12 protein-coding genes are annotated in these 13,231 nt (G+C 38.2%); 7 read left to right on the top strand and 5 right to left on the bottom strand.

The genetic code is table 11. The features are described 5' to 3' along the window. Window positions 1–10 precede the first annotated feature (10 nt). Window positions 11–1,069 carry a 2,3-butanediol dehydrogenase gene (locus ACXM0J_RS10460; RefSeq protein ID WP_086264626.1) on the top strand — a complete coding sequence of 353 codons (1,059 nt, stop codon included), beginning with the start codon at window positions 11–13 and terminating at the stop codon, window positions 1,067–1,069. 46 nt (window positions 1,070–1,115) lie between these two features. On the opposite strand, the gene ACXM0J_RS10465 is transcribed toward ACXM0J_RS10460, so the two are convergent. Continuing rightward, window positions 1,116–2,027, bottom strand: a complete 912-nt coding sequence (locus tag ACXM0J_RS10465; protein WP_086264627.1) for a bestrophin family protein — start codon at window positions 2,025–2,027, stop codon at window positions 1,116–1,118. Window positions 2,028–2,096: 69 nt separating this feature from the next. Then, the gene (locus ACXM0J_RS10470) at window positions 2,097–3,368 is read right to left on the bottom strand and encodes a sigma-54 interaction domain-containing protein (RefSeq protein ID WP_086264628.1); all 1,272 of its coding nucleotides are present in this window, start codon (window positions 3,366–3,368) and stop codon (window positions 2,097–2,099) included. 191 nt (window positions 3,369–3,559) lie between these two features. Between ACXM0J_RS10470 and ACXM0J_RS10475 the strand changes: the two genes are divergently transcribed. The 4 genes from ACXM0J_RS10475 to ACXM0J_RS10490 all read left to right on the top strand — a co-directional run bounded on the left by ACXM0J_RS10475 (window position 3,560) and on the right by ACXM0J_RS10490 (window position 8,085). Continuing rightward, a complete protein-coding gene (locus tag ACXM0J_RS10475) occupies window positions 3,560–4,255 on the top strand; it encodes an MBL fold metallo-hydrolase (RefSeq protein ID WP_086264629.1) in 696 nt (231 codons plus the stop codon). A gap of 9 nt (window positions 4,256–4,264) precedes the next feature. After that, entirely contained in the window at window positions 4,265–5,920 is a 1,656-nt protein-coding gene (locus tag ACXM0J_RS10480; protein WP_086264630.1) for a bifunctional protein tyrosine phosphatase family protein/NAD(P)/FAD-dependent oxidoreductase, read from the top strand. Between the two features lie 259 nt (window positions 5,921–6,179). After that, window positions 6,180–6,971 carry a sulfite exporter TauE/SafE family protein gene (locus ACXM0J_RS10485; RefSeq protein ID WP_086264631.1) on the top strand — a complete coding sequence of 264 codons (792 nt, stop codon included), beginning with the start codon at window positions 6,180–6,182 and terminating at the stop codon, window positions 6,969–6,971. A 109-nt stretch (window positions 6,972–7,080) separates the two neighbouring features. Then, complete coding sequence (locus ACXM0J_RS10490) at window positions 7,081–8,085, top strand: homoserine dehydrogenase (protein WP_086264632.1); 1,005 nt, start codon at window positions 7,081–7,083, stop codon at window positions 8,083–8,085. Between the two features lie 32 nt (window positions 8,086–8,117). On the opposite strand, the gene ACXM0J_RS10495 is transcribed toward ACXM0J_RS10490, so the two are convergent. Next, window positions 8,118–9,035 (bottom strand): DMT family transporter, encoded by a 918-nt coding sequence (locus ACXM0J_RS10495; protein ID WP_086264633.1) that lies wholly within the window; start codon window positions 9,033–9,035, stop codon window positions 8,118–8,120. A gap of 166 nt (window positions 9,036–9,201) precedes the next feature. Between ACXM0J_RS10495 and ACXM0J_RS10500 the strand changes: the two genes are divergently transcribed. Then, window positions 9,202–10,056 carry a helix-turn-helix domain-containing protein gene (locus tag ACXM0J_RS10500; RefSeq protein WP_086264634.1) on the top strand — a complete coding sequence of 285 codons (855 nt, stop codon included), beginning with the start codon at window positions 9,202–9,204 and terminating at the stop codon, window positions 10,054–10,056. On the opposite strand, the gene ACXM0J_RS10505 is transcribed toward ACXM0J_RS10500, so the two are convergent. Then, entirely contained in the window at window positions 10,053–10,448 is a 396-nt protein-coding gene (locus tag ACXM0J_RS10505) for a winged helix-turn-helix transcriptional regulator (RefSeq protein ID WP_086264635.1), read from the bottom strand. The genes ACXM0J_RS10500 and ACXM0J_RS10505 overlap by 4 nt on opposite strands. 95 nt (window positions 10,449–10,543) lie before the next feature. Here ACXM0J_RS10505 and ACXM0J_RS10510 point away from each other — a divergent pair, with 95 nt between their 5' ends. Beyond that, window positions 10,544–11,152 carry an FMN-dependent NADH-azoreductase gene (locus ACXM0J_RS10510; protein ID WP_086264636.1) on the top strand — a complete coding sequence of 203 codons (609 nt, stop codon included), beginning with the start codon at window positions 10,544–10,546 and terminating at the stop codon, window positions 11,150–11,152. A 324-nt stretch (window positions 11,153–11,476) separates the two neighbouring features. Here ACXM0J_RS10510 and ACXM0J_RS10515 read toward each other — a convergent pair whose 3' ends face one another. Next, on the bottom strand, window positions 11,477–12,763 hold the full coding sequence (locus ACXM0J_RS10515) for an MFS transporter (RefSeq protein ID WP_086264637.1): 1,287 nt from the start codon (window positions 12,761–12,763) through the stop codon (window positions 11,477–11,479). Between the last annotated feature and the right edge of the window lie 468 nt (window positions 12,764–13,231).

Below are 13,231 nucleotides of genomic sequence, written 5' to 3' on the forward strand. Positions count from 1 at the left end.
GGAGATAATAATGAAAGCAGCGCGTTTTTATGACAGAGGTGATATTCGTATTGAAGATATTCCTGAACCAGAAGTCACTCCCGGCACTGTAGGCATTAAGGTAGCTTGGTGTGGAATCTGTGGTACAGATTTGCACGAATTTATGGAAGGACCAATTTTTATTCCACCTTGTGGACATCCGCATCCTATTTCAGGTGAATCTGCACCGATTACCATGGGACATGAATTTTCAGGTGTGGTTTATGCCGTAGGTGAAGGTGTTGATGATATTGAAATTGGTCAGCATGTCGTCGTAGAGCCTTATATTGTGGCGGATGATGTACCGACTGGACCGGGCGATAATTATCATCTTTCCAAAAATATGAACTTTATTGGTTTAGGCGGTCGTGGCGGTGGTTTGTCGGAAAAAATTGCGGTTAAACGCCGTTGGGTGCACCCAATTTCCAATAAAATTCCACTGGATCAGGCAGCCTTAATTGAACCGCTATCGGTTGGGCATCATGCTTTCGTACGTAGTGGTGCAAAGGCTGATGATATTGCACTGGTTGGCGGTGCGGGTCCTATTGGTTTATTGCTTTCGGCAATTTTAAAAGCGAAAGGTCTTAAAGTCATCATTACCGAACTAAGTGCAAAACGTAAAGAAAAAGCCAAAGGGTCGGGTGTTGCAGATTATATTTTAGACCCGTCAGAAGTTGATGTTGTTTCTGAGGTTATGAAAATTACCAATGGCGATGGTGTTGATGTAGCTTTTGAATGTAGTAGCGTTAACAAGGTGTTAGATACTTTAGTCGCGGCAGTGAAACCAACAGGTGTGATTGTTATAGTTTCGATTTGGAGTCACCCAGCATCAATTAATGTGCACAGTGTGGTAATGAAAGAGCTTGATGTACGAGGCACAATTGCCTATGTAAATGACCATCAAGAAACCATTAAACTGGTAGAAGAAGGAAAAATAAATCTGGAACCTTTTATTACGCAGCGCATTCAACTTGATGATTTGATTTCACAAGGCTTTGAAACCTTAATTCATAACAATGAATCAGCCGTTAAGATTATTGTACATCCATAAACAGACACTTAAACCTATAAAAAAGAGCGATGATTCGCTCTTTTTATTAAAGTAAATTGTTGTTTTGGGCTTCAATAATAGGGGGTAATGGCTGTCCTAAAGAGCTTAAAGACTCACGTTCAATCAAACGCACAATAGAATCGAGCGGTAAATCATTTTCTTGCAAACCGAAAGGTTCTTCAATTTGAGCACTTAATGCATCTAGTCCTAAAAACATATAAGCGATTAAGCCGACAATAAGCGGTGTCCAAATACCTAAAGCTGCTTCAAGGCTAAAGGGTAATATAAAACAGAAACAGTAAACAGCACGATGTAAAAGTACAGAATAAGAGTAGGGTAAAGGTGTACCAGCAATTCGGTCACAACCCGCTTGAATATTGCCTAGCTCAATAATATGTCGATTTAGCGTGCTATAGATAATGTCACTAATTTCGCCGTCTTTGAGTATTTTAACTAAATCTTTTTGAATATTTTCGAGTACAAACTGAGGTGCATTAATATGCTCATTTAAATAATTAAGTGAAGAATTATTTAAATAGGCATGCTCAAGAAATTTTGTGGGTTCGACTGTTTGTTGACGTAAACGATCACGCAACAAGTTACTAAAAATTAAGACCTGATGAATTAAATGTTCACGTTGTTCATTGGTTAGAACATAACTATCTCTAACAATATGTCTAGCATTGGCAATTAGTGCGCCCCAAAGTTTGCGACCTTCCCACCATCGGTCATAACACGCATTATTTCGAAAACCCGTACAAATCGAAAGAATCACACCAAAGATGGTAAATCCGATCGCAGGTACGGTAGGAATTTGAATCCAATGATAATAAGAGAGCCAGACCACACATGCTGAAATAAGTACAACAAAACTCAGTGCTGGCAAGACCTTCGGTAAAATTGTTCCTTTCCAAGCAAATAATAATTTAAATACATTGCTTTTATCGCGAACAATCATATAAAGCCTTTGAACTAACGAACCTAACCAAGTGCAATATGATACGCCTTAGACGAGGTAAATACCTAGCTAAAGCTTATGCTTTTGTCTATATCGCCAAAGGGTAGTACGACTAATTCCAAAAATATTCGCGACCATATTTAGGTTATGATTGTATTTTTCTAAAGCAGCTTGTACATTTTCAGGGGTAAGTTCTGTATTTATCTCAGGCAATTTAACGTAATCATCTGCATTTAAAAGCTCATTTGGTAAGTCTTCGACTTCAATTTCATCCTTACCATTTGCCATGGTTAACGCATAAAGCAGAGTGTTTTTAAGCTCACGAACATTTCCTGGCCAGTCATAATTTAAAAGAACTTGCATGGCTTTTTGATTGACATGACGAGGCATGGTGTCGAGTTGAGTTGAGCTTTCTTTTAAAATCTGATCGACAATAAGAGGAATATCGACCTTTCGTTCTCTGAGTGGTGGTATAAAAATTGGAATCACACGTAAACGGTAGAGTAAATCATGGCGGAAACGTCCAGCCTTAGCTTCTTCGCGTAAAGCTTTATGTGTTGCTGTAATAATGCGGACATTGGCTTGAATCGGTTTTTCACCACCTACAGGAGTAAATTCACCTGTTTCTAACACCCGTAATAATTTAGCTTGAAGCTCTAAAGGAATCTCGGCAATTTCATCCAGAAAAAGCGTTCCACCTGCGGCACGTTCAAACACGCCTTTATGATCGCGAATTGCTCCCGTGAAAGCACCTTTCACATGTCCAAATAGTTCACTCTCTAAAATATTAGAATTTAAAGCTGCACAGTTAATCGCTACAAAAATCTTATTTTTACGTTGGCTATAATCATGAATTGCTTTTGCCACAAGTTCTTTACCGCTACCAGATTCGCCGCGGACAAGCACTGGAAACTCAGTAATTGCTACTCTTTGAATAATTGAAAACATACGAGCCATTTCTGGTGAACAACTATTGAAAACTTTAGCCAAGTCTTGCAATTGTTCTGTTAGCTCTACTTGATTAGCAATATCATTCTCTATGCTAACGGGCTGTAGAATATGCAATTTCCCAATAATCCGATGCTCTGCAATGTAAATATCATGTTCTTGATAGATAAATCGCTTTCTCATTTTAGAAGTATTGATCTCAAGATATTGATTATGATGGTCTTGAGTAAGCGCTGCCATGCTCTCAACAGAAATGTCATCTGTATTAAATTTATAGTGAATTGCTTGAGTCGTTGTGTCTGCTAAAAACAGACTCGCATGTGGGAATAAAGCTTTTAATTGCTCGAATAAAATATAAAAATCCTGTTCTGACTCAAAATTTAGTTTTGCCATTTTAAATGTTTCACAATCGTTTCATTGAAACATACTTGAGTTTCATAGGAACATCAAGCTGTGCTCGTTTTCTAACTTTAATTTTACTTATTGTTTTAAATATTTGATTTTTAAATTTATTATTTAATTTTAAATAATTGGCATCTTATTTGCAAAATATAGGATATAAATAAATTATTGGGGTATAAATCATGTTCTTTAAGCAGTTTTTTGAGCAGGAAAGTTCGACTTATACATATATGCTTGGGTGTGAAGAAACACGAGAGGCTGTTTTAATTGATCCAGTCGCATCAGATATAGAAATTTATGCAAAAGAATTAGAGCAGCATCAATTTACGCTCATTTATACCTTAGATACCCATGTTCATGCAGACCATATTACTGCTGCGAATTTGCTTCGTGAACGTTTCCATTGCAAATCGGTTTTACACCGAAACTCAGATGTAAGTTGCGGAGATATTTTAATTACAGATGGTTGCATGCTTAAAGTTGGCACTCTCAGTATTGAAGCACGTTATACACCAGGTCATACCAATGCTTGTACCAGTTATTTAGCAGGAAATATGGTTTTCACTGGTGATGCATTATTAATTGATGGATGCGGTCGAACTGACTTCCAACAAGGTAATGCAGGCACACTTTATGACAGTATTCACAAACAACTTTTCAGCCTACCTGACGACACTATTGTGTATCCGGGGCACGATTACAAAGGTCGTCTGTCTTCAACAATTGGTTATGAACGGTTAAATAATTCACGTCTAGGTCGGAATCGCTCGCGTGAAGATTTTATTGAATTAATGAATAACTTAAATCTGCCATATCCAAAACAAATCGATAAAGCACTTCCTGCCAATCAGGCTTGCGGCTCAATTTCACAATTATAAGGTGGCAATATGGAACTTAAACGAGTTAATCAAGAATTTTATGTTGCGGGCCAGATTACTGCCGATGATGTCGCAAAAATTGCAGGCCAAGGAATAAAAACTCTGATATGTAACCGTCCAGATGGAGAAGGTGCAGACCAACCGAATGTAATTGAAATTGAAGAAGCAGCTCAACAATATGGCCTAAACGTAATCTATCAACCTGTTACCAGTGGCAAAATTACCGATCAACAAGTTGCTGAGTTTAAACAGCTTTATCAGAATGCCCAAAAACCTGTTTTAGCGTATTGCCGTACTGGTATGCGTGCAATCAGTTTATGGGCTTTGGCTGAAATTGCCCCAAAAGATGCAACATTGTTAGTTGAATCGGGTAATAAGCTTGGGTTCAATTTGAAAGGCTTGGTGCCACGTATTTTAAAACGTGACCATGAACCAGCCACTATTCCTTGTTATAGCGTTGTTATTGTGGGCGCTGGAGCAGCAGGAATTTCTGTAGCGTCTAGTCTTTTATGTCGTGAACCTCATTTAGATATTGTCATTATTGATCCGGCAGATACACATTATTATCAACCGGGCTGGACCATGGTTGGTGGGGGTATTTTCAAACCACAAGTAACCGCACGGTCAATGGTAAGTGTGATTCCTTCAAAAGTGAAATGGATGAAAGCAGCTGTTGCTGGATTCGACCCTGAGCATAATCAGGTTATTTTGGAAGGATGCCAACCCATACAATATAAAGCTTTGGTTGTTTGTCCGGGTTTAAAACTGAATTGGCATGGCATTGAAGGTTTAGTCGAAACCTTAGGTAAAAATGGGGTGACGTCTAACTATCGATATGACTTGGCGCCGTATACATGGGAACTGGTGCAACAGCTAAACGGTGGAAAGGCAATCTTTACCCAACCACCTATGCCGATTAAATGTGCGGGTGCTCCACAAAAAGCAATGTATCTTTCAGCTGACTACTGGTTAAAGCAAGGCAAACTCAAAGATATCACTATTCATTTTTATAACACTGGTGCTGTTTTATTTGGTGTGAAGGAATATGTACCTGCACTAATGCAATACGTCGAAAAATATGGTTCAGAACTACACTTTAACCATCAACTTGTCAAAGTAGATGGGCCTGCAAAAAAAGCATGGTTTAAGGTGGTGAATGATGCAAATGCAGCATTGATCGAAACTGATTTCGATATGTTGCATGTTGTTCCACCGCAACAAGCGCCTGATTTTATTCGTGCAAGTACACTCACTGATGATGCAGGCTGGGTGAGTGTGAATCCTCAAACCTTACAACACACCCAGCATGCCAATATTTTTGCTTTAGGGGATGTGATGAATGCGCCTAATGCCAAAACTGCTGCTGCCGCACGTGCACAAGCTCCGATCGTTGCTGTGAATGTTATAGCCCAGCTCAAAGGTGAGCAAAACTTTTGTGAATACAACGGCTATGGCTCATGTCCACTCACGGTAGAACGTGGAAAAATCGTTCTGGCAGAGTTTGGTTACGGCGGAAAATTACTTCCTAGTTTTCCAAAATGGGTGATTGATGGGCAAAAACCATCTCGTTTGGCATGGTTGCTTAAAGAACAGATTTTGCCACCGATTTACTGGCAAGGCATGCTCAAGGGCCGTGAGTGGATGGTCAAACCTGAGCGAGGATAAGTAAAGATTAATAATCTTTACCCGAGCGCAAGACGAGAACTATGTTCGAGTTAAGAGGTTAAACAAAGCAACGCTTTGTCCTGAGAAGCGGTTGAAGCTTCGTAAGAAGGCGAAAACTGTGCTCGAGTGGAAGAGGTTAAGTAAAGATTAATAATCTTTATCCTGAGAAGCGACTAAAGCTTCGCAAGAAGACGAGATCTATTCACTCATTAACAAGCAGTCTACTGCAAATGATGTATATGAAATTTAGGCTTTTGATATGTTACTACTTGTCGTTGAAGGCATTGTGATTGGCTTTTTACTTGGTCTTACTGGTGCGGGTGGCGGTATTCTTGCCGTACCTGCGCTAATGACCAGTCAAGGCTGGAGCGTGGCGCAAGCTGCACCGATTGGGTTATTGGCAGTTGCGCTATCTACACTCATTGGAACCATTGAAGGCTTATTTAAAAAGATAGTTCGTTATCGTGCTGCTATTTGGATTGCTTTAATTGGTGCTCCTATGGCACATATCGGCATTTTAATAGCTAACATGATTTCACCGGTCTGGCTCATGTTAATGTTTAGCTTAGTCATGTTTACAGTGGGTTATCGACTCATTAGTAATCGAGTATCAGACTTTCATAACCCGCCGTGTCAGGTCAATCCAAGTACGGGACGCTTTATCTGGAATTTTAAAACGGGAAGCGTTCTTGCTAGCATCGGGATTATTGCGGGGCTTTTAACTGGCATGCTCGGTGTTGGTGGCGGCTTTGTAATTGTGCCAGCGCTTAGAAAAGTCACAAATTTGGATATGCATAGCATTGTTGCAACCTCACTTATGATTATTTTTCTCATTAGTGGCATAAGTATTGTTATGCATATTGCAGAGGGTTTTCACTATCCAGTAGCAATCACTAGTGCGTTCGCACTCGCATGTGCATTCGGTATGTTATTAGGACGCCGAGCTATTCGTTTTATTCCGTCTGCAATTGTACAAAAAGTCTTTGCTTTAATGGTTTTTGCTGTCGCAATTTATATGGTAATTAAGATTGTTAATCTAACAAATATCTAAGAGATATAGTATTTTAACCATCTATATAAATAGCAATTTTCCCAAGATGAGATGTTAAAACCATCTTTAGAAAATTGATTTAAACCATTTAAATTTTTGAGAAAATGAAATGAAGCGAGTTAACGTGGCAATTTGTGGTTTTGGACGGATTGGGCAACAAATTGCAGAGCTTCTTTTAAATCGATCTGTTTACTACAAACAAAAATATCAAATTGATGCCCGTTTAGTGGGTGTCTGCAACTCATCATCAGGCTTAATTGACCAAGAAGGTTTACAAGCTGCAAAGTGGCTAGATAAAACACAGTATCAAGCAGGAGTAACTGAGCAAAAGTTTTTAGAACAGGTTCAAGCAGATGTCATTATTGAGACCGGACCAAGTGACTATGTGACAGGTGGAAAAGGCCTATTTTATTTAAATTATGCTTTAACACATAACATGAATGCGATTGCGGTATCTAAAGGTGCTTTAGTAGTAGAAGGCAAAAAATTAATTAACTTGGCAAATAAGCAGAATAAAAAACTATTTTTTAGCGGTGCGACAGCTGCGGCCTTACCAACTGTTGATTTGTTTGAATATAACCTAGCTGGCTGCCAAATTTTAGAAGTTGAAGGTGTTTTTACGGGCACCACAAATTTTATTTTAAATGATATGTTGCAACATGAATGTGCGTTTGCAGAATCTCTTGAAAAAGCTCAAGTAAAAGGTATTGCGGAACCTGACAGTTCTTTCGATGTAGATGGATGGGATACTGCTGCCAAAATTACGATATTAGCCAATACTGTTTTAGGAGCTGATATAAAAATTCAAGATATTCCAAGACAAGGAATCAGTCATGTCACAGCCGATCTTATCCGTGATTGGAAAAAAGAAGATTTAATTCCTCGTCTGGTTGGTTTTATTCATCTGAAAAATCAGCAAATTCAAACAGGTGTTGAGTTACGTTTAGTTCCGATAAATCACCCTTTTGCTCATCTGCAAGGTTCTAATAAATGCATTCGGGTGTTAACGCAAGAAATGGGTGAATTTGTGGTTAGTGGAGGAGCATCTGCACCTTTAGCCACAGCAGCCGCGGCTTTAAAAGATTTTGAGTTGATGATAAAAATGGGCTGCTAAAAATTAATCATGATTTATAAAAAAGCAGGCTATTATGCCTGCTTCTCACAACTTTTTTGACTATTAAATAGCTTCTTTCCAATTTCAAACTTACTAAACATTAAGTAGTTACCGAGTAAAATTAATAAAATTCCAAAGACAGCATTTAAAGTCCATACATATCCTTCAAAGAAAGTAGAAACTGTTAAAGCAACTAAAGGGAAGAGCAACGTGCTATATGCTGCTTTGGCTGCGCCAATTCGTCCAACCAGAGAAAAATAAGCAGAGAACCCAATAACACTACCAAATATAGCCAAGTAAAGTACCGAGCTTAAAAATGGGAAATTCATTGGAGGCATTAAATCTTGGCCAGTAAAGAACGCTAGACTTAACATCACCAATGCGCCATAAGTCATGGCATAACAGTTTGTTGAAAAGATATTTAGGCCACGTTTTTGATGTCTAACACTAATCATATTACCTAAAGAAAAACCGTAAGTGCCTATTGCACATAGACCGATACCCATTAGTAACTGTGCATTAAACTGACTATTAATCAGGTCATGCCAGAACAGTAAAACAATACCTATGAGTCCTAAAATTGCAGCTGGGGCAAAATTTGGTGATGGTTTTTGCTTAAAAAAGATAAGCGCATTAATAGCATTAAAGAAAACGGCCATCGAAAAAATAACGGACTCTAAACCGCTGTTTACATATTTAACTGCGGTATAAAAACAAATAAAGTTTAGGCCGAAAACACAAAGACCTTGTAGCATACAAAACAAATGATCTTTTAAAGCAATTCGCTGTAATTTTCCTGAAAATAGTAAAACAACCCAAAGTAATAAGGCTGAAATGGCAAAACGCCATAAAATTGCGACAACAGGTGTTGCATAATGGCTCTGAACGGCAATTCCAATCCATGTTGTTCCCCAAATCAACACCACCGCAACATAGAGTAAAATATTCATAACTTCATCCTCGATTACCAAGCTTAAGTATCTAGGAATGCTTCATTTTTCACGTATATATTCTTGTGTTGTACATGCAAGATCTTGCGTTTTTTATATGACTGAACTAGCTGAATTTTGCTGAATATGGTTAACTTAAGCTCAATGATATTCGTTTTAATTTTGCATGGCCTATCAAACTTTAGAACAGCTACAGCAATCTAAAGCCAAGCTTCACGAAACTGTGGTGCTTGATGAAAATATGCAACTTGCATTTTGGTCTAATCAGCAAGATCGTGTAAGTGTCTGTAGTGATCACCACACTCTAAGTCTTTATATTCAAGATGGCTATGAAAGCTATCAAAAAACACCTGCGGGCTGGAAAAATGGTGGCGGGCCGGGTCGTTTTTGCTTATTGCCTGAACATCAGGAGTCGACTTGGGATATCCGAGGTGGGCTTAAATTCGTTCACTTGTATTATACTGACCAACATTTGCGTGATGTTGCCGAAAAAATATGGGACAAAGAACCCAATCAAATTGAACTAAACGAAGTTGTGTTTAATGACGATGAACGGATTCGAGCGTTATATCAATTCTTCTTGCTAGATTGTGATTGGAAAGATTCTTCAAATCATTTGCAAATGAGTACAACAGCAAGTTTATTGTTGAATCACTTGATTCGAAGATATAGCAACGTGAAGTGGCAGCAACCCGTCATTAAAGGAGGCCTCGCGCCTCATAAACTCAAATATATTCAAGACTGGATTGAAGGGCATCTAGACCAAGCACTGACTTTGTCTGACTTAGCAAATGTTGTGAATTTAAGCGAATATCATTTTGCCCATATGTTTAAACAGTCCATGAATATGGCGCCTCACCAATATGTCATGCAAAGACGCTTAACTAAGGCAAAGGGGTTAATTCAGTCATCTCAGCTTTCTTTGCAAGATATTGCGCTAGTATGTGGGTTTAGCTCAGCAAGCCATTTAAGTCATCGCTTTAAACAGTTTTATGGCATGAGTCCTTCGCAGTTACGTTAAGTGTCTAATGTAATTGGTTTCTCCTGAGCTGCATCAAAGGCAGCTCTTGCTGCATCAATATCAGCAATATGCTGCTGCGCCCATTGGCCTAAAGCAATTACAGGTTCTGTAAGTGAATGGCCCAGTGGAGTTAATTCATATTCAACATGAGGTGGAACTACAGGATAAACTGTACGTTTAACTAATCCATCTCTTTCTAAACCACGCAAGCATAAGGTAAGCATACGCTGCGATATTCCATTGATATTTCTCTTTATTTCAGAAAAACGATGTGGGCGTGATGCAAGTGTCATTACGATGAGGATGCTCCATTTTTCACCAACCCTAGCCAACACTTGACTGACTCTTTGACAATCTGAACTCTGGATATCATGAGGTATGGTTACAGTCATATTACTTGGTTCCCTAAATGTGCCTTCTTGTGCATAAGAATAATAGTAGTAACATAATTAGTTCAAGTAACAATTTTATACTATGGGTATAAACGATGAAACTACTTCAAATTGACACAAGTATTTTAGGTGAGCAGTCTGTTAGCCGCCAACTCACCTCATCTGTTGTTGGAAAGCTCAGAGCAGCTTATCCAAATGCAGAAATTATTCATCACGATTTTGCTTTAGAACCAATTCCTCATTTGTCTGATGCTGAGTTTTTTGCATGGCAAGGAATTGAACCTAATAATGAAACAGCGCAGCAACGTGTTGCGCAAAACACCCAATATTTGGATGAGTTCTTATCGTCAGATATCGTTGTAATTGGCGCACCTATGTATAACTTTAGTTTTCCATCACAGTTAAAAGCGTGGCTTGACCGCCTATCTGTTGCTGGGAAAACATTCCGCTATACGGAAAACGGCCCTCAAGGTTTAGTAGAAGGTAAACGTGTCATTATTGCTTCTTCGCGTGGTGGTGTGTATTCAGAAGGTTCACCAGCCGAAGTTTTAGACTATCAAGAAACTTATATCAAAGCGTTTTTCAATTTTATTGGTGTTACTGATATTACTTTTGTGCGTGCGGAAGGGATCGCTTTCGGCCCAGAAGCACGTCAAGCTGCCTTAGATAATGCAGCTGCGCAAATCGCACAGTTAGCAGGTTAATATATAAACAGCCGAACAGTAATATGACTGTTCGGCCTTAAAGAGATTTTGATTTTAGGGAGTCAATTAAATCAGCAAATAACTAAAAGAAAGTCATAGCCAATTTAACCTCAGACCAATCCATCAATCATTTGTGTAGGTGAAAGCCATCAAAAAAATTGATTCAGACAGATCAAGAATACTGAAAAAACTACTAATTTGTAGTTAATTGAATAAGTTAGATGTACCGTATAGCAATAACATATAGAATAAAAATGAATTTCTTATTGTTTTAAAAAGATATTCTTCTAAAAAATCTTTAGAAGAATATCTTTTTGGCATTCTTTAATGATCATGTTCCAAATAATCTGGTTTTTTCGGAAGCGCAAGGCTACATAAGAAACAGATAATGAGCATGACAATGACATAAATAAAGAAGGTGTTTTCAATTCCAGCAGCTTTGAACTGCAAGGCAACTGAAGGCGCGGAACCACCAAACAGCGCATTACCTACCGCATATGAAAATCCTACGCCTAAAGCTCGTACATGCGGTGGGAACATTTCAGCTTTTACTAATCCACTGATAGAAGTATAGAAGCTGAGTAACATCATCATAAAGATGAGTAGTAATGTAATGATGATCGGCGAATCAATATAGTTACGCATCCCGATAACCATGACTGGATAGATAAAAATCGCGGACAATAAGCTAAATGCCAACATTGAAGAGCGTCGGCCAATACGGTCGGAAATTGCACCAAATACAGGCTGAGCACACATATAGACAAATAAAGCAAAGGTCATGATATAACCAACGGTTTTTCCATCCATCCCTAAATTGGTTAAATAGGTTTTTGAATAAACTGTCTCTACATAAAACGTTAATGAACCAGCAGAAGTATATCCAACCACTAATAAAAAGGTTTTCCAATGTTTCTTAAAGAGTTCTCTTAAGCTGCCAGATTCTTTTCGTTCGCTGTCTTGATGAGAAAGTGTTTCTTCTAAGCGACTACGTGCAAGCAAAGAAAAAATTGCTGCAATACCACCAATAACAAACGGAATACGCCATCCACCATCATGTAATTGTTGTTCACTTAAGAACGTCAATAAAATAACACCCAATAAGCTTGCTAATAATTGACCACCAGAGAGGGTGACATATTGGAAAGAGGAGTAAAAACCACGTTGACCTTTTAAGCCTAATTCACTCATATATGTTGCTACGGCACCATATTCACCACCAACTGATAAGCCTTGAAGTAAGCGCACTACAAGTAAAAGGAAAGGGGCAAATAAGCCAACTTGGTCATAAGTAGGTAGGGCTGCAAATAAAAAAGAACTCAAAGCCATGAGGCAGATTGAGATGACCATTGATTTTTTACGGCCATGTCGGTCTGCAATTCGTCCAAATACCCAACTACCGATAGGACGCATAAAAAAGCTTGCAGCAAACACACCCCAAACATAAATAGACTTGGTCGTACTATCCATATCAGGTGCTGTTAGCGCTTGAGTAAAGTAGGCAGCAAATACTGCATAGATATAAAAGTCGAACCATTCAACTAAATTACCAGAGGCTGCGCCTACAATCCCACGTATTCTGCTACGTTTTTCTTCCTGAGTGTATGTCATATTTCTTCCATCATTTTGCAGACAAAAATGAGGAATTTATAGATATGCTGGATAGAAAATGAATGAAACTTTAAATATCACTCGATCCTGAGCACTTCCTTAAATTCCTAACCATTCATTTTTTCTAATTTTAAAATTCGATTCTAGAGAGATTACGTCCTTTTGTTCGATTTAAAGAGATTTTTCCCAATGATCGAACACTTCCTTTCGTTTAACTTCATAATTAATTGTATTGAAAACCAATCAGCTAATTTAACAACGGTATTTTTTTATTTTATTTCTCCTTTTAAGTTCCATTTTGAGCTTAAGTTTATTTTGAATATTTGGTAATACTTAAAAAGTTATAGCGTCAATTCCTCATAAAATAAATGAAATTTATATAATGATAAGTTCATAAAAGTTGTATCACATTCACTTAATCGAAAAAGTACAGAATGTGTTGTTTCTCAATATATGTAGCTGTATTCT

Source organism: Acinetobacter sp. GRABPA_MV_2 (assembly GCF_056725885.1).